The organism is Paraburkholderia sp. NPDC080076 (assembly GCF_050281145.1).
Classification (GTDB): domain Bacteria; phylum Pseudomonadota; class Gammaproteobacteria; order Burkholderiales; family Burkholderiaceae; genus Paraburkholderia.
Genome location: NZ_JBNNWQ010000009.1, coordinates 183,580 through 205,534, shown reverse-complemented (window position 1 = coordinate 205,534; position 21,955 = coordinate 183,580). Strand labels below are relative to the sequence as shown.

General features: G+C 61.8%; 23 protein-coding genes. 11 read left to right on the top strand and 12 right to left on the bottom strand.

Translation table 11 applies throughout. From position 1 onward, the window contains the following. Positions 1-677 precede the first annotated feature (677 nt). Entirely contained in the window at positions 678-1,046 is a 369-nt protein-coding gene (locus tag ACQKRQ_RS30785; protein WP_427481298.1) for a hypothetical protein, read from the bottom strand. Positions 1,047-1,182: 136 nt separating this feature from the next. Between ACQKRQ_RS30785 and ACQKRQ_RS30780 the strand changes: the two genes are divergently transcribed. Beyond that, a complete protein-coding gene (locus tag ACQKRQ_RS30780) occupies positions 1,183-1,386 on the top strand; it encodes a hypothetical protein (RefSeq protein ID WP_132382433.1) in 204 nt (67 codons plus the stop codon). Positions 1,387-1,718: 332 nt separating this feature from the next. On the opposite strand, the gene ACQKRQ_RS30775 is transcribed toward ACQKRQ_RS30780, so the two are convergent. Together ACQKRQ_RS30775 and ACQKRQ_RS30770 are read right to left on the bottom strand one after the other, a co-directional pair. After that, entirely contained in the window at positions 1,719-1,916 is a 198-nt protein-coding gene (locus tag ACQKRQ_RS30775) for a hypothetical protein (protein WP_408177074.1), read from the bottom strand. 435 nt (positions 1,917-2,351) lie between these two features. Beyond that, positions 2,352-2,570, bottom strand: coding sequence for a hypothetical protein (locus tag ACQKRQ_RS30770; protein ID WP_132382429.1), 219 nt, complete (start codon positions 2,568-2,570; stop codon positions 2,352-2,354). A gap of 915 nt (positions 2,571-3,485) precedes the next feature. Between ACQKRQ_RS30770 and ACQKRQ_RS30765 the strand changes: the two genes are divergently transcribed. The 3 genes from ACQKRQ_RS30765 to ACQKRQ_RS30755 all read left to right on the top strand — a co-directional run bounded on the left by ACQKRQ_RS30765 (position 3,486) and on the right by ACQKRQ_RS30755 (position 6,152). After that, a complete protein-coding gene (locus ACQKRQ_RS30765; protein ID WP_427481297.1) occupies positions 3,486-3,803 on the top strand; it encodes a hypothetical protein in 318 nt (105 codons plus the stop codon). A 294-nt stretch (positions 3,804-4,097) separates the two neighbouring features. Further along, a complete protein-coding gene (locus ACQKRQ_RS30760; protein WP_408177073.1) occupies positions 4,098-4,352 on the top strand; it encodes a hypothetical protein in 255 nt (84 codons plus the stop codon). A gap of 201 nt (positions 4,353-4,553) precedes the next feature. Continuing rightward, positions 4,554-6,152, top strand: a complete 1,599-nt coding sequence (locus ACQKRQ_RS30755) for a SagB/ThcOx family dehydrogenase (protein WP_427481296.1) — start codon at positions 4,554-4,556, stop codon at positions 6,150-6,152. 87 nt (positions 6,153-6,239) lie between these two features. On the opposite strand, the gene ACQKRQ_RS30750 is transcribed toward ACQKRQ_RS30755, so the two are convergent. Both ACQKRQ_RS30750 and dapA read right to left on the bottom strand, forming a co-directional pair. Then, positions 6,240-6,386 carry a hypothetical protein gene (locus ACQKRQ_RS30750; protein WP_427481295.1) on the bottom strand — a complete coding sequence of 49 codons (147 nt, stop codon included), beginning with the start codon at positions 6,384-6,386 and terminating at the stop codon, positions 6,240-6,242. Between the two features lie 204 nt (positions 6,387-6,590). Next, positions 6,591-7,514: a 4-hydroxy-tetrahydrodipicolinate synthase gene (gene dapA / locus ACQKRQ_RS30745; RefSeq protein WP_427481294.1), complete on the bottom strand. Its 924-nt coding sequence runs from the start codon at positions 7,512-7,514 to the stop codon at positions 6,591-6,593. Between the two features lie 385 nt (positions 7,515-7,899). On the opposite strand from dapA, the gene ACQKRQ_RS30740 reads away from it, so the two are divergent. Next, complete coding sequence (locus ACQKRQ_RS30740) at positions 7,900-9,192, top strand: aspartate carbamoyltransferase (RefSeq protein ID WP_132382421.1); 1,293 nt, start codon at positions 7,900-7,902, stop codon at positions 9,190-9,192. 48 nt (positions 9,193-9,240) lie between these two features. On the opposite strand, the gene ACQKRQ_RS30735 is transcribed toward ACQKRQ_RS30740, so the two are convergent. Together ACQKRQ_RS30735 and ACQKRQ_RS30730 are read right to left on the bottom strand one after the other, a co-directional pair. Beyond that, positions 9,241-10,095: an alpha/beta hydrolase gene (locus ACQKRQ_RS30735; RefSeq protein WP_427481293.1), complete on the bottom strand. Its 855-nt coding sequence runs from the start codon at positions 10,093-10,095 to the stop codon at positions 9,241-9,243. Between the two features lie 187 nt (positions 10,096-10,282). After that, positions 10,283-11,059 (bottom strand): NAD(P)H-dependent oxidoreductase, encoded by a 777-nt coding sequence (locus tag ACQKRQ_RS30730; protein WP_427481292.1) that lies wholly within the window; start codon positions 11,057-11,059, stop codon positions 10,283-10,285. Positions 11,060-11,130: 71 nt separating this feature from the next. On the opposite strand from ACQKRQ_RS30730, the gene ACQKRQ_RS30725 reads away from it, so the two are divergent. Then, the gene (locus ACQKRQ_RS30725; RefSeq protein ID WP_408281774.1) at positions 11,131-12,039 is read left to right on the top strand and encodes a LysR family transcriptional regulator; all 909 of its coding nucleotides are present in this window, start codon (positions 11,131-11,133) and stop codon (positions 12,037-12,039) included. Between the two features lie 18 nt (positions 12,040-12,057). On the opposite strand, the gene ACQKRQ_RS30720 is transcribed toward ACQKRQ_RS30725, so the two are convergent. Beyond that, complete coding sequence (locus tag ACQKRQ_RS30720; RefSeq protein WP_427481291.1) at positions 12,058-12,939, bottom strand: aldo/keto reductase family oxidoreductase; 882 nt, start codon at positions 12,937-12,939, stop codon at positions 12,058-12,060. 104 nt (positions 12,940-13,043) lie between these two features. Between ACQKRQ_RS30720 and ACQKRQ_RS30715 the strand changes: the two genes are divergently transcribed. Then, positions 13,044-13,943, top strand: a complete 900-nt coding sequence (locus ACQKRQ_RS30715; RefSeq protein ID WP_427481290.1) for a LysR family transcriptional regulator — start codon at positions 13,044-13,046, stop codon at positions 13,941-13,943. Between the two features lie 103 nt (positions 13,944-14,046). Here the strand turns inward: ACQKRQ_RS30715 and ACQKRQ_RS30710 are convergent, their stop codons facing one another. Next, positions 14,047-14,406, bottom strand: coding sequence for a response regulator (locus ACQKRQ_RS30710; RefSeq protein ID WP_243658532.1), 360 nt, complete (start codon positions 14,404-14,406; stop codon positions 14,047-14,049). 289 nt (positions 14,407-14,695) lie between these two features. On the opposite strand from ACQKRQ_RS30710, the gene ACQKRQ_RS30705 reads away from it, so the two are divergent. The 4 genes from ACQKRQ_RS30705 (at position 14,696) to ACQKRQ_RS30690 (ending at position 19,194) form a co-directional block, all read left to right on the top strand. After that, positions 14,696-15,913: a sensor histidine kinase gene (locus ACQKRQ_RS30705; protein WP_427481289.1), complete on the top strand. Its 1,218-nt coding sequence runs from the start codon at positions 14,696-14,698 to the stop codon at positions 15,911-15,913. A gap of 23 nt (positions 15,914-15,936) precedes the next feature. Further along, positions 15,937-16,425, top strand: a complete 489-nt coding sequence (locus tag ACQKRQ_RS30700) for a GNAT family N-acetyltransferase (protein WP_427481288.1) — start codon at positions 15,937-15,939, stop codon at positions 16,423-16,425. A 451-nt stretch (positions 16,426-16,876) separates the two neighbouring features. Beyond that, entirely contained in the window at positions 16,877-18,718 is a 1,842-nt protein-coding gene (locus tag ACQKRQ_RS30695; RefSeq protein ID WP_427481287.1) for a S10 family serine carboxypeptidase-like protein, read from the top strand. 83 nt (positions 18,719-18,801) lie between these two features. Beyond that, the gene (locus tag ACQKRQ_RS30690; protein ID WP_427481286.1) at positions 18,802-19,194 is read left to right on the top strand and encodes a 2-oxoglutarate dehydrogenase; all 393 of its coding nucleotides are present in this window, start codon (positions 18,802-18,804) and stop codon (positions 19,192-19,194) included. Positions 19,195-19,296: 102 nt separating this feature from the next. Here ACQKRQ_RS30690 and ACQKRQ_RS30685 read toward each other — a convergent pair whose 3' ends face one another. From ACQKRQ_RS30685 to lipA, 3 genes are all read right to left on the bottom strand, one after another. Beyond that, on the bottom strand, positions 19,297-19,503 hold the full coding sequence (locus ACQKRQ_RS30685; protein ID WP_408281789.1) for a hypothetical protein: 207 nt from the start codon (positions 19,501-19,503) through the stop codon (positions 19,297-19,299). Positions 19,504-19,643: 140 nt separating this feature from the next. After that, complete coding sequence (locus tag ACQKRQ_RS30680) at positions 19,644-20,681, bottom strand: hypothetical protein (protein WP_427481285.1); 1,038 nt, start codon at positions 20,679-20,681, stop codon at positions 19,644-19,646. A gap of 286 nt (positions 20,682-20,967) precedes the next feature. Next, a complete protein-coding gene (gene lipA, locus ACQKRQ_RS30675) occupies positions 20,968-21,954 on the bottom strand; it encodes a lipoyl synthase (protein WP_427481284.1) in 987 nt (328 codons plus the stop codon). Position 21,955 lies beyond the last annotated feature (1 nt).

Genomic DNA, 21,955 nt, shown 5'->3' with positions numbered 1-21,955 from the left:
TGGATGGCATCCTTGCCCCTCGACCTTCGCGTCGGCGGTTCGTCGTCATTGCGCATTGAACGATCAAGCACGCGTGTTTATTCCGTGCGATCCGTATTTGAGCTGCCTGAGGTTCGCATTGCGAGGCGGTGGTGCGCACGGAAGTTGATATTCACTCGCGGCGCTCAGATGGCAATTGACTTTCAACGGCAATTACAAATCACCTTCACGCCGTGGCGTGTCGCATCCTGCACGAGCTGCGACGGCGAATAGAAAACCATCGGCTGACTGTTGAGCATTGCGAAGGGAAACGCGACGAATGAAACGCTACTCGGACCGGCACTGTCACGTTGATGAGGTGGTAACGAGACTGGGCAAATGTGGGCGGTTGCTCGGTCATGTATTGCGACTACCCGGTCAGAAGATCCGCTTCGATGTGCCCTCGCGCGAGTCGCTTTCGGCTTGCATACGCGTCCGTTGTTGTGGAATGTTAGATATACGAAACTCACACGTATGTGGCGCGAGTTCGCGTGATGCAGACTGTGACAGGCTACTATCGGGGAATCGTGCATCCGCGGCGAGTGGGAGCTGAACCTGAGTCGGACGATCCGCACGAAACTGAACAGGAATTCGCGCGTGAGGATCGGGCACGAGATGCAGCGCTCGCTCTTGCCAGCAAGTTGCTTAAAGAGCATAAGTTATGAATTACCGCCTCGCCTCTGCGAACCTCGATAACCGGCGAAGCGTCGAACACGGCGATGGAGACAGCTATGTGGACTTGCCGAAACTGCAATGCGCGGTTCGCCGTCGATGAGGTCGAGCCCCAAATCGATGAGGAAGGATTTTTTTTCATTTGTCTTGGCTGCGACTACCGGAACAAGCTCGCGGACATAGGTCGAGACCCGGCAGGACGCCCGCAACTGGTCCAGCGCGACGACGAGTAGCGCGCCCTTGCGGAGACGGCCACGAAGTTCGACGATAGAGAGTTCCGCGTCGACGCGTCGCCTCCCGATGCGCGCATCGAAGAGGACTGCACCTGCGGTTACTGCTGCGGCGTATTTGCGCACACTCCCCGGTTCCGCCGGCGCGACAATTCTGGATGCTCCTGAACGCCGGGCAGCACTGATTCACCTGCGCCGGGGAGCCGGCTTACACATAGTTCCTTCATGCTAGGATTTCTCAAAGACTCCGAGAGAAACCTTCATGGCCAGCCACAATTTCTCGTACCACGAGGTCAACTACAGCGTTTACGTGACCCAACAGAAGGACGGCAGGTGGGACTGGGCATACACGTTGACCAAACCGCCCATCTACTGGAAAAACCCGGAGACGCCTGCGGGAACGCCAGAGCAGGCAATCGAACAGGCTCGCGTCGACGCGGAGCGCCGCATCGACGCGATGAAATAGGCCGTCGAAAATGGCCCTTACCGTCGGGCATGGCTTCAATCCGGCCGCTTGCGCGGCTCGTATCGTGTTGTCGATTCGTCGACGTCGGGGAGGCGTGTCGAGCCGCACTCATAAGGAGAGCGGCGACGTCCGTCCGGGAATCATTCAGCGGAGCCGATGTCGATCATCATCATGAAGCTCCTGAATGGCGATCCGACACAGGTTCCGCGGACGGGCAGGCAGGATCGCGTGAATAGATCGACAAAAGGGTGGGCGTCGCACCGCTTTTTCCGCACAGGCTCAAACGCACGCCACCGGCTCTGTCCAGGCGGTACGACAAGTGCGGCAGTCGTTCAACTGATCCGGGCGACGGCCTGAAGAATGGAATCCCCATCGCAGGTGATGGAAAAACGCTCTCCTCCGGAAGCAAGTTTTTCCAGCGCGACGAGTTGGTGCTCCACCAGGGCGTCCAACTCCGCGCGATCCAGTCCGGCTGGATCGGAGGTGTCCTTGACGAGCATCAAGGTCGCAAATTCATGGGGGCTCAGCATATGCGTCTCCCAGGTGAGCAGGATCAACGTCGCCGGACGGGATGAACGACCACTGTCACGCAAACCGCGTGAGCCGCATTCGGCAAATCAAACAGTTTCAGGTGCGAGTCTGCCTGATGACTACGCGTACGCCGCCATCCCCGAATTCTCATCTTCGTAAGTTTTTTTACTTTTTGTCAGATGATTGTGCGTCAGCACGCAAATCAGCTCCGGGCCGTCAATGGCTCCTTCGGAAGAGGGGGGCTCAGACCCGGGGCGCGTCGGTCAAGCTGAATAGGTCATCACCGCGCCCTAGCCCGAGAGGACTGGATGTCGTACTACGCACGCATCGCGCAGTCATTTCGGGCGGCTTCTAGAGGTGTCTTCGCCATACGCCACGAACTGCAACGGTTTGAAGTTCTGCCAGTGGAGTCGCGGCCGGTCCGGCTATGGCGGTCACTCCATCGGCGGAGGTTCCATCGGTCCGGCAAACAGTGCGCGGTCGAAGAACGAATCGTCCAGTTCCAATATTTCATCGTCGCCCAGAAGGATCACGACTAACTGCTGTGAACCGTTCCCGGGCACTTCCGCGACTTCCGCGATGGTCTGCTTCGGCGTCCGGTCGTCCGTAAATCGCACCCAGTAGTAGCCCGGCACTACGGGTCGCGCGTCCATCCACTCCATAACCAATACCCCCTTGATCTGGCGAAATCGATCGCTGCCACATCGCCGATTTTATCGCTGCGGCCTGGACGGCGTTTCACGTCAGTATGAAACTGGACCGCTGCGTCGGGCGAATCCCTGAGTCCCACCGCGTGGCCAACCCGTACCGACGATCATGCTGCTCATCGAGCAAATTATGTTACCGCGTCGGCATCGCCGAACAGATGACGTTCTCGTCACCCTTGGGGTCGGTCATATCCGTTTCCAGCAGTTCGAATTCACCTTCTGGTCGCCAGGAAAGCCTGGCGTTCATCAGGTTCGATCAGTTGCATCTTCCGCCCTTCCGTCTGTTCGACACCGATATTCGTGCTCCCCTTCACGACGTCGCCATAATTCCAGAACGTGACGCAGTGTCCGAGTCTGTCGCAGTTGCGCCTGGGGGGTTGTGAAAACCGAATGTCGTGTCCTTATCTGGGTCCGATCAGGTCGCAGTCGGGAACCACCAGCGTACAGCTTTCGTGCACGCGCTCAATGGAAAACTGTCCGGACAGTTTTGTCATAGCTCCCGCCACGCTTCATGACCCGTCGCAATTTGCATTGATGCGCGCATCGCCATGAGCGGTCGAAACCGCCTGCAGGTGCCGCAAAAAGACGCTAAGCCACGCTTGAGATATGTCACTTCTGCGCAAGGCCCCTGCGCTGAACCATGTCATCGAGTGACATTGTCCCGCCCGGGGCTTGTTTCCAAGGTGCCCTATCAGCAGCAATTGCGCAAATCGCCGAGCTCGTATCTGTGCCAACAGCAATGTCTGCTCGCTGGACGGGCCGATGCGAATGGACGGATCAGTCCATACGCAGACCGATAGTTGAGGCTCGCTGGCCACAACAGGGCTACACTCAAAATGGGACAAATTCCGGAGCAATACCATGACCGACGCTACCCCTCAAAGCACATTTCGCGGTCTTCCCCTGACGCCGGAACAGGACGCGGAAGTCAGGCACTACATAAAGAAGAAAGAGCAGCATGGCGCACCGTGGAACACGCCGGAGTTGGCAGCCATGCTTCGAGACATGCTGGAGCCCCCGAGCGACGACGACGGAGGACTCGGTTCCGCCGTCGACGAAACGAAGGCGGCCACAGAACGCGCGACAGCTTCGATCGACGAGACCATGGAACCCATTGAAGCCAGCGAAGAGCGGCATGCCGCGATGGAAAACGAGGGTATGAGGGGACCGAGGCGTTGAATCCCGGAGAGCGCACTCGCAACCAGCACAACAAAGCAATCAGGCTCACGAGGCCCGGCTACCGCACGGGACCATGGCAGGTCGGCCACAACCTCTCAGTTAGATGGGACGTCCGGTGGCTTTCCATCTAATGAACCTCGGTCGTGGACCTGCACGGCTAGCGTCGTGCCACCCTTTTCGTGGAACTGTGCGAAAGCGCAAAGAGCCGCGCAGCAAGCCACACCCGGCATGATTGCGGACCTTGTACCCGCGGCGCCGTTTCGAGGTATGTCCTATCTGCGACAGGAGGGGATCGTGAAGCGCGATATGAATCTGGCATTCGCAATACTGAAGACTCTCGAGGAAAACAAATCCCCGCACCTCAGCGAATTTGACATTGAAAGCGCGCTCAAGGATGCGTTCGATGTTTCGAACCGGGGTGTGTGGTATCAGTTGAGCCTGCTTGCCGACGCAAATCTCGTCCGCTCGACGGGTAGCGACTGGCGGCTAAGCTGGGATGGTCACGAGTTTTTGAAGTCGGCGGTCCCGAAAACCTTCAAAGACACCTGAAGGGTGAACCATGCGCCGAAAACATCCCCTGCTTTCGTGAAGACAACCCGATAGCCGAGGCATCGCACAGGAGGCGCCGAACGCAATAGCAGTTTGCCGAAGCGCGTTCCATTCCACGACTTGATGACGACCGCGCCCGAACGTCGAGCCAGCCGGCTTTGTACAGTCGCATGTGCGGATATTCCTGGTCTGAGGAGGAACATGGACCGGTTACAGCATGCGACGCTTGAATATCACGAGCGCAGCAAGCACCGCGTCAGCGGCTATGCCCCTGGCCCCGGGAAACTCGACTGGGCAACCCAACCGGATCCGTTCCGGGTGTTTCACGGCGCACCGCGCATTGGTCTGCCGTTGGCCGCGGATAGCCTGACCACACGCTACAACGAACTACGCTGCGGAGCTTTGCCGCCCGCGCGCAGATTCGATCTTGCCAGTCTGGCAATTCTGTTCGAAGTTTCGCTCGGCCTGTCGGCGTGGAAATCGTACGGCACCCAGCGGTGGGCACTGCGCTGCAACCCTTCGAGCGGAAATCTGCATCCGACCGAGGGCTATCTTCTGTGCCCGACGCTGCCCGGCTTGTCCGCGGGGATCTACCATTACCAGAGCCGTGACCACTCCCTTGAATGTCGCGCTGCCGTGGATGACGAACGATGGAGCGAGGCGTTCCCGCCAGGCGGCGTCCTGGTCGGCATAAGCTCGATTTTCTGGCGCGAGGCGTGGAAATACGGCATGCGCGCCTGGCGCTACTGCCAGCACGATTGCGGCCATGTCATCGCCGCGATGAGTTATGCAGCGGCAGCGCTTGGCTGGCAGACGCGGCTGATGGAGGCGGCTGCGGACGACGCAGTGGCCAACCTGCTTGGATTGAACCGCGGAGAAGATTTCGGGCAGGCAGAGACAGAGGCGCCGGATGCCTTGCTCTGGATCGGCAACCCTGAATTGCGGCCTGATCTTGAGCGCATGCTGATCGTCCTGGATAGCGCGCAGTGGCACGGACACGCGAATCAGCTGAGTCCGGGACATGTGAAGTGGCCGGATATCGATTCGATCCATCGCGCCACGCATAAGCCCAATACTCGCGAAGCGACCTTGCCGAATCCGGAAGAGCACCCGTCGCCCACGTTGCCCGCCCTTGATCTCAGCTTTGCCCGGATCGCGCGGCAGCGCCGCAGCGCGGTGAATTTCGACGGTGCGACGCGCATCGCCGAGGCGGCGTTTTTCAGCATGCTGGCGTGCCTGTTGCCACGTCATGACACGCCGCCGTGGAATGCGCTGATGTCTCCCGCAGCAGTGCATGCAGCGCTAATGGTGCATCGCGTGGGCGAGCTGGAGCCGGGTCTGTATATGTTCGTGAGAAATCCGGGCGCGCTGCCGGATCTCAAGCGGTCCCTACGTCCAGAGTGGCTGTGGCAAAAGACCGGCCCCGATCATCTGCCGCTCTATCTTCTGTTGCCTTACGATTTGCGCGCCACGGCAAAGTTGATCTGCTGTCACCAGGATATCGGCGCCGATTCCTGCTTTGCGTTGGGGATGATCGCGGAATTCGGAACCGCGTTGAAGCAGCCGTGGCGTTATCGCCATCTGTTCTGGGAATGCGGCATTCTTGGCCAGGCGCTCTATCTCGAAGCCGAAGCCGCCGGCGTGCGCGCGACAGGGATTGGCTGCTTCTTCGACGATGAAATGCACGCACTGCTCGGCGTGAAGGATCACACCTGGCAAAGCCTGTATCACTTCACCGTCGGCGGTGCGGTAGACGATCAGCGCCTGTCCACATGTCCACCGTATGAGGTTCAACCTTGAAGCGAGAGCCTCACATCGCGATCGTGGCGAGGCGGTATTTCCCACGAGCGCCCGGCGATTGAACGTCACAAATAGTCTTCGTTTTCTTTATCGATGCGCGGCGAGATCGTCGGGTCTGGCGAATTTCCTGGCCACGCGGCGCGCAGGGTCGTCCTCACGTTCGCTGCCGTCGAGGACGCCGACCCGGATCTGCCGGTCCATGAAGTTGACGTCCGCGCTGGTCCAGGCCGTCATCTCGTCGCCGTCGCATGCTGATGTAGGCGTGACCGCAGCCGTTGCGCCTGATCACTGCCAGCTTGGGGACGCCGCACAGTTGCACGGCGTGGCTCATGTTAATGATGTGGGCGGGCGCCACTCGACCCATCGTCCTCGAAGCCGGCCAGAAATCCCAGTGCGTCGACCGGGAAAACGACCGGAATATTGGATGAATCGCCTCGCTCAAACCGATACTTCGGTCTCCCGCGACTCGCTCTGCTCCCGTTCAGCCAGCGCTTCGAGCCGCTCGATCAGCGCACCGCTGGCGCGCGTCATCGGCATGCGCAGTTCGTCGCGTATCAAGCCTTGCGCGGCCAGCAAGGCCTTGACGGGGGCGGGATTCGGTTCGGCGAACAGCGCCTGGATCAGCGCCGCGAGCGAATGGAAAATGCGCCGGCCTTCGGCGAGCCGCCCCGCCGCGAGCGCGCGATACATCTCGACGAAGCGCTCGGGCCGCACATGCGCGGACGCCGCGATCGCCCCGCTGCCGCCCAGACACAAAGTATTGAAGATATTGATGTCCTCGCCGGTGAGCACCTGCAGGCGGCCGTCGCGAATCAGCGCGAGCGTGGTGTCGAGCGAACCGGCGCAGTCCTTCACCGCCTGAATCCGCGGATGCGCCGCGAGCGTGAGCAGCGTGTCGAGTTCGAGCCGCACGCCGGTTCGATACGGAATGTCGTACAGGACGACCGGCTTCTCGCTGGCATCGGCAAGTGCCATGAAATGGCCGACGATCCCCGCCTGCGAAGGCCGGATGTAATACGGCGCGGCCATCAGCACGCCGGCAACCGGCAGCGCGTTCAATTGTTCGATGCGCTCGCGCATGCTCGCCGTGTGATTGCCCGACACGCCGGCCAGCACCGGCAGCGCTCGCCCATCCTGCGCGAGATGGCCGGCGGCCTGCGCTTCGTCGAGAATCGTCGCCAGCACGGCGTCCTGTTCGGCGGCGTAGAGCGCGGCAGGTTCGCCGGTCGTGCCGAGCGCGACCAGCCCGGCGATGCCCGCGCCGGTATAGCGGCGCACCAGCGCGCGCAAGGCGGCGTGATCGACGGCGCCGTCGGCGAACGGCGTGATGAGCGGAACCCAGATACCCGAAAAAATAGACATGTCTTTACCTCGATGTCGACCGTATCGATTCCGTCAGGCAGTGCGAGGGAGGAAAGACAGGAAAGTGCCCAGGCGGGCGTTGACCGGCTGTTCCGTCGCACATCTGACGGAACAGCGAGCTCCGGTCAGATGAGCGGCTGTTTTTTGGCTTTGGCGCCGGCGTTCGAACCCCACGCGCGTGCGACGGCGACGCTCGCGTGAGCGAGACGTGCGGAAGTCGACGGGCGGAGTCTGAGCGTTGGGCCGGAATGCATGAGACGCAGTGTAACCGCGACCGGCGCGGCTTGGCAAAGTCCATCGCGAAATTGCTTGACTTCTGCCGCAGGAAAACTAATATACGCACCGCGTACATCAGCCCGCCATCCCCTCTTCCGACAGGTGCCCCATGAGCGTCCCGCAACAAGCCTTCCTACGCGATGCGATGCGTCGCCTGAACATGACGCGCGACACGTTCGCGAGCCGCATCGGCGTGTCGCGCCGGGCGCTCGATACGTGGCTCCTGCCGGACGACTCGCAGGAATCGCGGGCCATGCCGGAGATCGTCGAGCGCTTCGTGTCGGAAATCGTGGTGAACGGCGAGCCGGGCGACAAGTATACGCAAAGCGTAGACTCACAGTCGCTCGCCAGCCAGATGCTGTTCGAGGGCAAGCCGCAGTTGCTCTCGGTGGATCAATTCTCGCGCGACTCGGTGGAGGCGCTGTTTCGCGTGGCCGACATCATGCAGCCGATCGCCCGGCGCCGCAAAATCTCCCGTGTGCTGGAAGGCGCGGTGCTCGGCAATCTGTTCTTCGAAGCCAGCACGCGCACCCGTGTGAGCTTCGGCGCGGCGTTCTGCCGGCTGGGCGGCTCGGTGTGCGACACCACCGGCTTCACGTTTTCGTCGATGGCCAAGGGCGAGTCGATCTACGACACCAGCCGCGTGATGAGCGGCTACGTGGACGCGCTGGTGATCCGCCATCCGGAGCAAGGCTCGGTGGCTGAATTCGCGCGCGCCACCAACGTGCCGGTGATCAACGGCGGCGACGGCCCGGGCGAACACCCAAGCCAGGCGCTGCTCGATCTGTACACGATTCAGCGCGAGTTCTCGCGCCTCGGCAAGATCGTCGACGGCGCGCATATCGCGCTGGTCGGCGACCTCAAATACGGGCGCACCGTGCACTCGCTGGTCAAGCTGCTGGCGCTTTACCGCGGCATCAAGTTCACGCTGATCTCGCCGCCCATGCTCGAAATGCCGAGCTATATCATCGAGCAGATTTCGCGCAACGACCACGTGATCGAGCAGACCCACGATCTGACCGCCGGACTGCGCGGCGCCGACGTGGTGTACGCCACGCGCATCCAGAAAGAACGCTTCACCGACGAATCGTTCGAAGGCTACACGCCGGACTTCCAGATCAATCAGGCGCTGGTGGATGGCGTGTGCGGCGCCGATACGCTGATCATGCACCCGCTGCCGCGCGACAGCCGGCCAGGCGCCAACGATCTTAGCGTGGACCTGAATCACGATTCACGGCTGGCGATTTTCCGGCAAACCGATAACGGCATTCCAGTGCGGATGGCGATTTTCGCGGTGCTCTTGGGCGTCGAGAAACTGGTCCAGCACTCCATGCGCGATGCGGCGTGGCGCCCGCCCGCCTATCTCGGTCCGGACGATGCGGTGTTTCACGGCATCGATTGATGGAAAAGTGGGCGGCTTGAAACCGCCCCACAATGCACGGGCACAGCCTCAAGCTGCGGCGCTTGCCGGAGTAGTGGTCCCGTTGCGCTTGAACGTCCCGGCGAAAAACAGCACCTGATACTGCACCGCGTTGGCCCAGTACTTCCAGGTGTGGCCGCCGGGCCGCTCCGCGTAGTCGTGCGGCACGCCGAGTTCGACCAGCCGCTCGTGCAGCGTGCGGTTCGATTGCACCAGCGAGTCGTTCACCCCGCAGTCGATCGTGAGCGCGATATGCGCGTTGCCGAAACTGCGCGCATTCTCGACGATCGCCTCGTTGTTCCAGAAGTCGGCATGCCGCATCGGATCGCCGAATACCTGGTCGATGCCCGGCTCGTCCTCGCAGCCACGCGGATCCACCGCACCGCTGATGCTGCCCGCGGCGCCGAATTCGTCCGGCCGGTCCAGCGCGATATGCAAGGCGCCGAAGCCGCCCATGCTCAAGCCGGTAATGGCGCGCGCCTGACGCGTCGCGATCGTGCGGAAATGCGCGTCGACGTAACCCACCACCTCAGTGCCCACATAGGTCTCGTAGCGGCTGTGCGGATCGACCGGACTGTCGATGTACCAGCTTTCGTGGCCGCCATCGGGCATCACGAGTATCACGTGATAGCGGTCGGCCAGCTTGCCGATCTGCGAATTCGAGGTCCAGTCGGTGTAGTCGCCGCCCGAGCCGTGCAGCAGATAGACGACCGGAAAGCGGTCGGCCGCTTTGCCGCGCGCATATTGATCGGGCAGCACGACCGTCGCTTCGAGCGACTTATGCATGGCCGCACTCGGAATGGTGACGACGCGCGACTGAAACGCCCAGGCGGGCGTCGTAAAAAGCAGCGTCAGAATGAGCCAGAACGCACGAGCTTTATTCATGGTTTGTCGCTCTTCCCTTTCCAGGTGTCCACTGTCCGGCATACGGCGGCACAATTCCGTCGACGACTCTAGCAACGGCGACTTACAACCAAATTTCAGCGAAACATACGATCCCGTCAGCTTGGGGTCGCGACAAGAGGCGCGCCTCCTTGTATGAAGAACCGACTACGCGCGCCCCGTCAGGATCCTATTCGACGTGCGCACCGAACCCGACCTTTTCGGGCTCGATATCGGCCCGCAGCGTCAGTTCCGGAATCGAGTAGGCGCCGCTGTTCTGCGGCCGGAACGGAATCGGCGCTGTGGTCCAAAGATCGTCGAGCCGTTGCCCGAGCGCATCACGCACCTCCGGATAGTTCGTTTCGTCGATGCGGCTTGTCTGGTAGATCACGAACGGCGGCAACACGTCGAAGCCGGGGTAATACAGAATGCCGTGCTGAATCGGGAACAGCACGTCGTCCATCGGACCGTTGATGCCGCGCGGACTGTAGTGCGATTCCCAACCACCCGTCGTGACCATCAGCATCGCGCGCTTGCCGGCGAGTTTGCCCTCGCCGTAGCGCTCGCCCCAGCGCGCATCGGAATGCTCGCCGACGCCGTATGCAAAGCCGTACGCATACACACGCTCCACCCAGCCTTTAAGAATGGCCGGCATGGTGAACCACCAGAGCGGAAACTGCAGGATCACGGCATCCGCCCACATCAGCTTTTCCTGTTCGAGTTCGATGTCTTTACTCTGCAGCCCGTTCTCGAACGCATGCTTCGAGTCGAGCGCCGGATCAAAGCGCTCGCCGGGTTGTTTCGCGAGGCTGTCGTGCGCATCGAGCGATGCTTTCCACTGCATTGCGTACAGGTCGGATACCTGAACGGTGTGTCCGGCATCTTCAAGACGTTTGACCGCAAAGTCCCTGAGCGCCCCATTCAACGACTTGGGTTCCGGGTGCGCATAAACAAGAAGAACGTTCATCACATGGCCTTCATGGCTAAAAGAAACCAAAGATAGACCTCGCTCCGGTATATTGGAAATGAATTGCCAATATGTCAGGTATAGCCATGAATAATCTCAGGAGGCTCGACCTCAACCTGCTCGTCACGCTCGACGTGCTGCTGTCGGAGCACAATGTCACGCGCGCGGCGGAGCGGCTGAACTTCTCGCAGCCGTCGGTCAGCGTGCATCTGGCCAAACTGCGCGATGTCCTCGGCGACCCGCTGTTGCTGCCCGGACCCCGCGGCATGCGGCCCACCGCGCGCGCCGAGGCGTTGCGCGAACCCTTGCGCGAAGCGCTCGAAGCACTCGAACGCGCGGTGGCGCCGGCGCGCCCTTTCGATCCAGCCGAAGCAACGCAAAGCTGGCGCATTGCCGCGACCGACTACGTCGAATTGACGATCATCCTGCCCGCGCTGGCCGGCTTGCGCGCGGCGGCGCCGGGCACGCGCCTCGCCGTCGTCGAATTGGCTCCGCCACGTATTGCGCGGCAAGCGGAACAAGGGGAGATCGATCTGGGATTTCATACCAGCGAAGGCGCGCCCGAAGGATTGCGCCACCGGGTGCTGTTCGCCGAGCGCTATGTTCTGGTGGGCCGCGCCGGCCATCCGCGTCTGAAGCGCCGGCCGACGCTCGCGCAGTTCTGCAAACTGGAGCACGTGATCGTATCGCCGGACGGCGGCGGGTTTGCCGGCGCGACGGACGAAGCGCTCGCGAAGGCCGGCATGACGCGTCGGGTCGTGCTGTCCGTGCCGCACTTTTTGTTCATGTTGTCGGCTCTGGCAAGCACTGACCTGGTGGGCATGCTTCCGGAACGGCTGGTACGCGACAACAGCGCGCTGCGGGTGGTCGAGCCGCCACTGGACGTGCCGGGCTACGAGATCGCGATGCTCTGGCATGAGCGCTCGCACCGTGATCCGGCACATCAGTGGCTGCGGGAGACCATCGCGAATTCGGTGTGAAATCGCAGTGCTTTGCGATCACGCTTCGCCGTTGGCGAGACCGATCGCATCCAGTTCCGCGCACACCTCGGCGGACAATTTCAATTGCGACGCCTGCAGATTTTCACGCAGATGCCCGACGCTCGACGTGCCGGGGATCAGCAGAATGTTCGGTGCCCGCTGCAACAGCCAAGCGAGCGCGACTTGCATCGGCGTGGCGCCGAGTGTTTGTGCAATGTTCGACAGCGCTGACGACTGAATCGGCGTGAACCCGCCAAGCGGGAAGAACGGCACATACGCGATCCCCTTCCCCGCGAGTTCCTCGATCAGTGCGTCGTCCTCCCGGTGCACCAGGTTGTAGTGATTCTGCACACAAACGATCTCGGCAATGCGCTGCGCCTCCGTTATCTGCGTCGCCGTCACGTTGCTCAAGCCGATATGACGCACGAGTCCACGTCGCTGAAGTTCGGCCAGCGCCGTAACCTGCTTTTCGATCGAACCCTCGGCGGGCGCATGCACGCTGCCCATGATCCGCATGTTCACGACCTCGAGCACATCGAGGCCGAGATTGCGCAGGTTGTCGTGCACGCCGCGCTCGATATCGTCCGGTTCGAATGCCGGCAGCCACGCGCCGTCGCTGCCGCGCACCGCGCCCACCTTGGTGACGATCACGAGGTCGCCGGGATAAGGATGCAGCGCTTCGCGGATCAACTGGTTGGTGACGTGCGGCCCGTAAAAGTCGCTCGTATCGATGTGGTTGACGCCGGACGCCACCGCTTCGCGCAACACGGCGAGCGCTGCATCGCGATCCTTCGGCGGCCCGAATACGCCGGGGCCGGCCAGTTGCATGGCGCCGTAGCCCATGCGGCGTACCGAGCGGCCGGCGAGCGGAAAGGTGTCCGTGGTGTTGAGATTCGACATGACGCGCTCCTTGGTGAGTGATTGAACGCCAGTATGGACGTGGTTGCGTTGTTAAATAAAGCCGTCTAACGTGTACGGGTTGTTTAAAATTTTGCACAATCGCCATGGAATTGAACGATCTGGCCGCCTTCGTCTCGGTCACCCGCGCGGGCGGCTTTCGCGACGCGGCACGCATCAGCGGCGTGTCGGCGTCGAGTCTGAGCATCGCCGTGCGCCGCCTCGAGGCCAAGCTCGGTCTGCGCCTGCTCAACCGCACCACGCGCAGCGTGGCGCCGACCGAGGCCGGCTTGCGTCTCATCGAGAAGCTGACGCCGCTCTTCAGCGAGATGGAAGCGGCGCTAGACGTGCTGAACGTGTTCAGGGACAAGCCGGCCGGCACGCTCAAACTGAACGTACCGTCGAGCGCCGCCCGGATCGTTTTACCAAGCATCATCGCCGCCTTCCTGAAGACGTATCCGGACATCCGCGTCGAGGTCGTGGTCGAGGATGGTTTCGTCGACGTGCTGTCGATCGGCTGCGACGCCGGCATTCGCTATGACGAGCGGCTCGAACAGGACATGATCGCGATACCGATCGGACCGCGCGTGCAACGCTTCGCCACGGCGGCAGCGCCAGGCTATCTCGACGCGTACGGCCGTCCCGATCATCCCAGCGAGTTGCTCTCGCATGCGTGCCTGCGCGGACAGTTCGCCGGTGGCGCCATGCCGATCTGGTATTTCGAGCGCGATGGCGAAGTGTTGCAGTTGAATCCATCGGGACCGCTGCTGGTGCGGCCCGGCGCGGCAATCGATCTCGCGGTCAGCGCGGCCGTCGCGGGCGTGGGTGTCATTCATCTGTTCGAAGACATGCTTCGCCCGCATCTCGACAGCGGCGCATTGGAGCCGATTCTGGAGCCGTGGTGGCAGCGTTTTTCGGGGCCGTTTCTCTACTATCCGGGGCATCGTCATTTGCCTGCGCCGTTGCGCGCATTCGTCGATTTTTTGAAGGTGCTCAATTCGGATTGATGCGAGGCGCAGAGAAATGCGCGAGACAATATTGCCGGTCATCAAAGATGCGGCACGCGAGAATCGGAAGAAACCGCCCGTTGTGCGCTCAAACGATCAACAGCTAATACCGCTGCTTGCACAGTTGCGCGACCGTCGTCAGAAAAAGCTCCGCGCCTACCGGCTTTCTCAGGCAGACATCCCAGTTCTTGACCGCGCCCTCGGGCGGCGGAACAGCGGTATGCACGAGAATCGGCACGTTGGCGAGTTCCGGTATCGCCTTCAGCCGACGGCACAATTCAGCGCCGTCCACCAGGGGCATCATCCAGTCGGTGATGATCAGGGCGGGAACGCTGGTTGCCGCACGCGCGACCGCCTCCGCGCCGTTGCTCGCGCAACCGACTTCGTAACCTTCGTTCTCGAGTATCAGGCGCCACGCCGCCAGGATTTCCGGCTCGTCGTCTACCAGCAAGATTGAGTGCATCAGTGGCCGCCGGGTTAAACGTTCGAGTTAGCGTTATTGTCATCCGACTACAGCGCCGCAAGAGGTGTTCCACAATCCGCGATTGCGGCGATAATGGTGCGAATAATCGGCTGCGGCGGCGCTTTCGGGACACGCGAGGGCAGAGAACTTGCCGGCCAGGCCTTTAATTGACTCCAGCCGAGCGTATCTGTCCTGTGAGGCACGCCATGCGCCTCCGGTCCAACGCGCGTGGGTGGTTCGAGCCTTTGTACGTTGTAGAAACTTCAAAACTTCACCCCAATGCGCCATCATGACCGACACACGTGTTAGCCCGCTGCGCAATTTTGCTGACTTCGTTCGCGCGGAACGGATCCGACTCACCGAGCAATGGATGAATGCCGTATTCGGCGACACCGATCTCGTCGAAGCGGACAAACTCACTTATCAGCAACTGGCGGATCATCTGCCGGAGATTCTCGAAGGACTGTGCGCGGCCCTCGATGTCGAAGATCTCGAACGGGTCGAGACGACCATCGAGCGCAATGCGAGAAAACACGGCAAGATCCGCTGGCGCCAGGGCTATCGTATCGAGGAACTGGTGCGCGAACTCGATCTCTTCGATCAGGTGCTGGCCGAAGCGCTCGAGGAATTCGCCAGTCTCGACAGCACCTTCACGCGCCGCCATGAGAGCCGGGCACGGCGCCTGATCGCCGAAACCTTCAGCATGGTCACGCTCACGTCGATCAAGGAAGTGGTCAGCGAACGGGACCGTAAGATCGACGAGTACACCGGCCGGCTCGAGCGCGCCAATCACGAGTTGATGCTGAAGCAGCGGCTGGTGAGCGACCTGTACGAGTCGCGCATGCAGATCACACGCAGCGTGGTCCACGATCTGCGCAATTTTTTGAACACCTTTTCCATCGCGCTGCAACTGATCTCGCGCGCCCCTGCCAGGGCCGAAACGGCGTTGACGCTGGCGAACCGCCAGGCTGCCGATATGAAACAGCTCGTCGAGCAGATGGTCGAGTATTCCATGGTGCTCGGCGACGGCGCCCCGTTCGCATTCGAACAGGTTGACTTGCGCGAGCTGTACGACGAGCTCGTCGCCTCGTCGCGTCCTTCGATCGAGGCAAAAGGACTCACGTTGCGCGCGGCATTCGATCCTGCGTTGACGGCGGTCACATCCAATCGTCTCAAGCTCAAACAGATCGCCGTCAATCTGCTCTCCAACGCGACCAAGTACACGAAGTCGGGGGAAATCGAATTGAACTTCGCGATGGCCGACGCGGAGCACTGGTCGATTCGCGTCGCGGATACCGGCGTGGGCATCGCGCCTTCGGATGCGGACCGCGTGTTCGACGAATTCGAGCGCGCCGCGGGTGAAGATATTCCCGGCACGGGCCTCGGTCTCGCTATCGTCAAGGAACTGTGCCGCGTGTTGAACGGACACATCCATTTCGTCTCGCGCGAAGGGGTGGGGACGACGTTCGAGATCCGTTTCCCGTTGGTGCTGGTGGAACCGCAATAGGACCGCACGACCCACGAATACCCATGATCCAGATCACGACCGCCCAATTCCCACAGCAACTGGAAGCGGTCCGGGCCATCTTCCGCGAATACGCCGAGAGCCTGGGCATCGATCTCGGCTTCCAGAATTTCGAGTCCGAACTCGCCGACTTGCCCGGCAAATTCGCGGCACCGCAAGGCCGGGTGCTTCTCGCGCACAACGATGAAGAACTCGTTGGCTGCGTCGCCATGCGGCCTCTCGACGACACGACCTGCGAAATGAAGCGGCTCTATGTTCGTCCAGCGGGACGCGGTCTGCAGGCCGGCAGGCAATTGGCGACGCGCATTTGCGATATCGCGAGAGACACGGGATATCACCGCATTCGCCTCGACTCGCTGCCGACCATGCGAGCCGCGCTCGAGCTTTATGCATCGCTGGGTTTCGAACGGATTCCGGCTTATGTCTTCAATCCGATTGCCGGCGCGGTATTTCTGGAACTCAATCTGATTCACCCGGAAAATCAATTGGCATAACCGGGCAATCCACACAAATTAATCATTACGTTTAGCAAACAACAACTTCCATTTTGTAATAAATAATCAGCGAATTAATTGCGCCGTAAAGCCCGTACGCACTTAGTTCCGCACGAATCCACGCGCAGCATTCCGAAGCCGTCATTACGGAAATTCGTCGCGTCCTTGACAAAGGGCTACGGCGTCACCTATTTTTTATCTGCCGCCAATATACGAATATTCGATTGCGGAAAAACGGAAAAACATGCCGAGATAACCGGAATATTCAATCACAATATTTAGTTATTCTACGCATCCCGCATAGCAGGGAAATGGCTATGTATTTTTAAGAAAATTGGTCTCCACCGCTGTATTGCGGCAATGCATCCAGAATATTTCGAACTCCGATGCATCTTCATCCGCTACAGCGGCCTTTGTGAAAAGGTATCTGAATCCACCACCGAGGATAGAGATGAAACGAGACGAGCGTCTTCGAGGCAATGGCCCTTTTCGTCAGCGCAAGCTGCCGGCTCCAGGAACCCTGACAATGGCAATGGCAGCAACGGTCATGCTGCTCGGCGGATGCGGCGGCGGGGACGGCAGTTCGTCCTCCGGCACGGCCGTGAGCATGCAGCAGACCGCTGCGAATCAGCAACTCAGCGCCCAGGCCGCGTCGCAGCCGCAGGCGCCGACCGCCAATCAAACCTATATCGACCTGGTCGCCTATTCGGCCAAAGCCAACGACGGTCTCGCGCCCGCCCAGGCCGCGGAGAAGGCGGCGGTCATGCACTACCAGTGGACGCTCGGCAAGACGCCGATCAACTACACCACCACCACCGGCCATCTGACGGCGGCCGATGCGAACGGCAACCCGGAAGCCACCATGTCGTATGTGGCGTACACCGCACCGGGCGCGAACGGCGCGGCGCGCCCCGTCACATTCGTCTATAACGGCGGCCCGGGCTCTTCCTCGATCTGGCTGCGGCTCGGCTCATTCGCGCCGACGCGCGTGGCCACGCCCGACCCAGTGTTCGGCAACTGGCCGAACTATCCGCTCGTGGACAACAAGGAGAGCCTGATCGACACCACGGACATGGTCTTCATCGACCCGCCCGGAACCGGGCTTTCCGAAGCGATTCTGCCGAACACGAACAAGAAGTACTGGACGACCGACGCCGACGTCAACATCATGCGCGACTTCATCCAGCGCTATCTGGCCGTGAACAATCGCAGCGGCTCGCCGATCTATCTGTATGGCGAGTCGTACGGCACGCCGCGTACCGACATGCTGGCGCTGGCGCTCGAATCCGCCGGCGTGCATCTGACCGGCATCGTGCTGCAATCGGCAATCCTGAACTATTTCGCCGATGCGATCGAAGCCGTCGCCATCACGGCGTCGTCGGAAGAGCTGGCGCTCGACACGGATACGCTGGCGGGCTATTTCCCCGGCTATGCGGAGGTCGCGGCGTACTACAACCAGGCGTCGCCCGCGCCGCTCAATCAGGATCTTTACGCGTTGCAGACCAGCCTGTTCGTCACGGCGGAATATAAGAAGTTCAGGCGTTACTCGCAATCATGGGTGCTCAGCCAGCTCGGCATACCCGACGCGTTGGGCAAGCCCGTCTTCCCCAATGCGAAAACGCTCGACTCCTGGACCCTGCCGTCGGGTTTGACCGCGCAGGCATTGCAGGGCTATTTCAACCGCGATCCGTTCTCGACGAGCCTGCTGCCCGGCACGACGATCGGCCGCTATGACGGGCGCGTGTCGTTGCCGAATTCGGATCCACGTCTGCAGAGCGATTCCGATCCGTCCGACATCCTGATCTCGCAGCCCTTCACCACGGCGCTCGCCACCCAGATGCCGGACTATCTCGGGTACACGGCGCCGAACGCGACCTATATGCCGCTGAACGACAACATCATCGAGCTGTGGGATTTCTCGCACGACGGACAGGCGCTGCCCGATACGATCCCCGACCTGCTCGGTGCGCTGACGCTCAATCCGCAACTCAGGGTGCTCTCGGAAAACGGCTTCCACGATCTCGCTACGCCGTTCCTCAATACCGAGAAGCAGTTGGCGCGGTTGCAGACCGTGCCCGGCCTGAATCCTGACTTGCAGGTCAATTTCTTCCAGGGTGGCCACATGATCTATCTGGACGACGTCGCCCGTCCGCTGATGAAGCGCGACCTCGTGCGCTTCTATCGCGGCACGCCGCTGCCCGATGCGCTCGCCCTCTGGACGCTGCCGGCGCCGTGGCGCGACGAAAGTCCCGCCAGCGAGCCGACCGCCACGGCGCAAGCGACGGCGCCCTGACCGCGCACTCATGGAACGTTCAAGGAACCGATCGGATGAACCTCGTTCGCGATACCCTATTCACTCAATCCATGCGAGTCATCATGTCTCTTATCGATAAGTTACGGCGCGTCTCCCCGTTGATTGCTCTCGGCTGCCTGGTCGGCAGTGCATATGCGTTGCCGCCGCAAGCGGTGGCGCCCGCGACGCCGCCCAACGGCGCACGCGGCGTCGACGGTCCGTTCTTCCCGCAAAACCGGGCGGCACCGATTGCGCCATCGACCGGCACGGCATTGCAGCAGCAAGCGCAACAACGGCTCGAGGCGCGTCTCGGGGCGAACTCGGCGCTCAGCAATGGCGCGTCGGTCACCAAAGCGCAGGCGCAAACCCAGGGTCTCGGCTTTGTGGCGAAGCACTTCGATCAGATCGACACGAGCCATAAAGGCAGCGTGACGCTGAGCGATGTCAGGCAGTTTTTGCAGCAGCAAGGGCGGTAGCGCGAAAGCGCCACTACGCCGCGCATGGCAAAAAGCGCTCCCGGTTATGGAACCGGGAGCGCTTTTTTTGTGGCGTGAGTGGCGCGAGCAGCAATCAGAACGCTAGTCCGCATTAGCCCTGCCGCCCACCGACAAACATCCGCTCATCACACCGCCTCTGTCGCTCAGCCCGCGCACGACCACCTCGGATGATTTGCCGTCGCGTCTCGCCAGTTCCGCAAGATCGAGCAACGCGGCGTAGCGAGTGGAACATTCCTGCGACGATCCACTCGCCCCGCGCGTATCCGCTGCTGCCACGAAGCGGCTCATTGCAATCGCCACGCCCGCGGCTACCACCATCGCTGCCAACGCGCCTGCTAGATAAAACCGCCGTGTCGATGAAGCATCGAAAGACGATCGGCGCACTTGCACAACTGTCACGCGGGATTTGACTCGCATGGCCGCGTCCATCAGGACCAATGCGCCGGCACCCAGACACGCCCAATCCAGTGACCCGGCACCCACACGACCGGACGCGGCGCCGGCGCGACATACACGACCCGCGGTGCGACATACACGGCAGGCGGCGGGGGCGGAGGTGCGTAGACAACCGGCGGCGCGACCACGACAGGCTTAGGCGCAACCACCACCGGAGCAGGCGTCACGACAACTGGCGCAGGTGTCACCACCACCGGAGGCGGCGGCACGTACACAACCGGCGGCGCAACCACAACCGGCTTCGGCGCGACCACCACCGTCGTGCCGCCCGTCGCGACGACACCCGTGGTCGCCACGACCGTCCCGCTGGACGTCACCGTATTGCCATGCGTGCCCGTCACGCTCGTCGAAGTCGTCACGACACCCGGTGCCACACGCGTGGCCGAACCGGAGTGGTTGACGGTTCCACCATCCGAACCCGTCACGGTGCCCGAACGCGAGCACGTCGAGCCGGCGCAATTCGTCGACGCCGAATGGTTGACCGTGTTGCCGTTCGAACCCGTTACCGATCCCGACGACGAATACTGCCCCGTGCCGGTCTTCGTGACCTCGCCGGAAGTGGTGGCCGTCTTGCCATCCGGGCCCGTCAACGTCCCGGTGTGCGAGCACGTGCCACCGGCGCAACTGGTGTCGCCTGCATGCTGGACGGAGTTGCCGTAGCGCCCCGTCGCGGTGCCCGAATTCGAGAACTGGCCCGGCGCATTGCGCGTCACCGTGCCGGTGTTGGTCGCGAGGCCACCGTAAGGGCCGGCGACGCCGCCCGCATGCGAACAGCTGCTGCCGCCGCACGAGCCGTAACGCGCGCCGTTATAGGTGCCGCGCGAGGTGTACGCCGTGCCGTGTTGCGACCAGGCGAACGCCGATGCGCTACCGAGCGCGAGCACGGCGACCGTGGCGGAGAGGACGAGCTTGCGCAGCGCGCCGCGTGCCGATGAGGCGCTCGACACTGAGTCGGTTGCAGAGGCAAAGGCAGAGGCGGCGGCCGGGACGACGAACGAATGATTTTTCACGGTATGTCCTTCTTGGATTCGGGCCACTTCTGTCACTGCTGCGTGGCGACAGAACGGACTATAGAAGGACGCACCGACATAATCGACAGGGAAGATATGTCACCCTGTTTCACCACGAGGAAAGCCCGCGCGACAAGGTTTTGCGGGCGTTTTTCGCGCTGCGTGACATATTCCGACATAGATTGTTGCAAGCGAAATGACGAGCCGCGTCTGCTTTTGAACGGCAACGGTGCCGCTCCTCGCTGTCGTCTCTAACGACAAGCGAGGGCGGCAACCGTTCTTCATATCATTGCGTTGCGCGTGCCATGGCAATATCGGCAATTTGGTCCGCCTGATACGACGAGCGCACCAGCGGCCCCGCCACCACTTCGCGAAAGCCCATCTCCAAGCCGGCCTCGCGCCAGGCGTCGAACTGTCGTGGCGTCACATACCGCCGCACCGGCATATGAAAACGCGATGGCGCGAGATACTGCCCGATCGTCAGGATGTCCACGCGATGCGCGCGCAGATCGCGCATCGCGCCGAGCAGTTCTTCGTCGGATTCCCCCAATCCGGCCATCAATCCTGATTTGGTCAGCATCGCCTCGTTCGCCTCCTTGACGCGCGCGAGCAGTTGCAGCGAGCCCTGATAGTCCGAGCCCGCACGCGCGGCACGATAGAGAGCGGGCACCGTTTCGAGGTTGTGATTGAACACATCCGGCCACGCGCCCGAGAGCGCCTGCAACGCCCGCTCGATACGTCCACGAAAATCCGGCGTCAGCACTTCGACCCGAATGCCCGGCACGCGCTCGCGCAGCAAGGTCACGCAGCGCGCAAAATGCGCCGCGCCGCCGTCGCGCAGATCATCGCGATCCACCGACGTCACGACGACATAGCGCAACCCGAGCGCCGCCACGGCATCGGCAAGCCGAGCGGGCTCTGCCTCGTCGAGCGGCGCCGGGCGGCCATGCGCGACGTCGCAGAACGCACAGCGCCGCGTACAGATGCCGCCCATGATCATGAACGTCGCGGTGCGCCGCGCAAAACATTCGCCGATGTTCGGGCACATTGCCTCCTCGCAGACCGAATGCAAACGGTGCTCGCGCAGGATCGCCGCAATTCCGGCGACGGTCTCGCTCATCATCGGCTTCGCGCGCAGCCACGGCGGCTTCGGCAAGACCTCGCCGTCCGTGGCCGGCACGATCTTCACCGGAATCCGCGCGAGCTTGTCAGCGCTGCGCTTACCGTGCTGACCGAGCGCGGTGACGCTGTCGGCATGCAATGCGGCGTCCATC

Excerpts from the sequence above, each read along its gene's own strand:
- ACQKRQ_RS30720 (WP_427481291.1), bottom strand. The coding sequence starts at position 12,939 with ATGTCGAATCTCAACACCACGGACACCTTTCCGCTCGCCGGCCGCTCG.
- ACQKRQ_RS30695 (WP_427481287.1), top strand. The coding sequence starts at position 16,877 with ATGAAACGAGACGAGCGTCTTCGAGGCAATGGCCCTTTTCGTCAGCGC.
- ACQKRQ_RS30715 (WP_427481290.1), top strand. The coding sequence starts at position 13,044 with ATGGAATTGAACGATCTGGCCGCCTTCGTCTCGGTCACCCGCGCGGGC.
- dapA (WP_427481294.1), bottom strand. The coding sequence starts at position 7,514 with ATGTCTATTTTTTCGGGTATCTGGGTTCCGCTCATCACGCCGTTCGCC.
- ACQKRQ_RS30735 (WP_427481293.1), bottom strand. The coding sequence starts at position 10,095 with ATGAATAAAGCTCGTGCGTTCTGGCTCATTCTGACGCTGCTTTTTACG.
- lipA (WP_427481284.1), bottom strand. The coding sequence starts at position 21,954 with ATGGACGCCGCATTGCATGCCGACAGCGTCACCGCGCTCGGTCAGCAC.
- ACQKRQ_RS30690 (WP_427481286.1), top strand. The coding sequence starts at position 18,802 with ATGTCTCTTATCGATAAGTTACGGCGCGTCTCCCCGTTGATTGCTCTC.
- ACQKRQ_RS30740 (WP_132382421.1), top strand. The coding sequence starts at position 7,900 with ATGAGCGTCCCGCAACAAGCCTTCCTACGCGATGCGATGCGTCGCCTG.
- ACQKRQ_RS30700 (WP_427481288.1), top strand. The coding sequence starts at position 15,937 with ATGATCCAGATCACGACCGCCCAATTCCCACAGCAACTGGAAGCGGTC.
- ACQKRQ_RS30765 (WP_427481297.1), top strand. The coding sequence starts at position 3,486 with ATGACCGACGCTACCCCTCAAAGCACATTTCGCGGTCTTCCCCTGACG.
- ACQKRQ_RS30705 (WP_427481289.1), top strand. The coding sequence starts at position 14,696 with ATGACCGACACACGTGTTAGCCCGCTGCGCAATTTTGCTGACTTCGTT.
- ACQKRQ_RS30755 (WP_427481296.1), top strand. The coding sequence starts at position 4,554 with ATGGACCGGTTACAGCATGCGACGCTTGAATATCACGAGCGCAGCAAG.
- ACQKRQ_RS30770 (WP_132382429.1), bottom strand. The coding sequence starts at position 2,570 with ATGGACGCGCGACCCGTAGTGCCGGGCTACTACTGGGTGCGATTTACG.
- ACQKRQ_RS30710 (WP_243658532.1), bottom strand. The coding sequence starts at position 14,406 with ATGCACTCAATCTTGCTGGTAGACGACGAGCCGGAAATCCTGGCGGCG.
- ACQKRQ_RS30685 (WP_408281789.1), bottom strand. The coding sequence starts at position 19,503 with ATGAGCCGCTTCGTGGCAGCAGCGGATACGCGCGGGGCGAGTGGATCG.
- ACQKRQ_RS30725 (WP_408281774.1), top strand. The coding sequence starts at position 11,131 with ATGTCAGGTATAGCCATGAATAATCTCAGGAGGCTCGACCTCAACCTG.
- ACQKRQ_RS30775 (WP_408177074.1), bottom strand. The coding sequence starts at position 1,916 with ATGCTGAGCCCCCATGAATTTGCGACCTTGATGCTCGTCAAGGACACC.
- ACQKRQ_RS30730 (WP_427481292.1), bottom strand. The coding sequence starts at position 11,059 with ATGAACGTTCTTCTTGTTTATGCGCACCCGGAACCCAAGTCGTTGAAT.
- ACQKRQ_RS30750 (WP_427481295.1), bottom strand. The coding sequence starts at position 6,386 with ATGACGGCCTGGACCAGCGCGGACGTCAACTTCATGGACCGGCAGATC.
- ACQKRQ_RS30780 (WP_132382433.1), top strand. The coding sequence starts at position 1,183 with ATGGCCAGCCACAATTTCTCGTACCACGAGGTCAACTACAGCGTTTAC.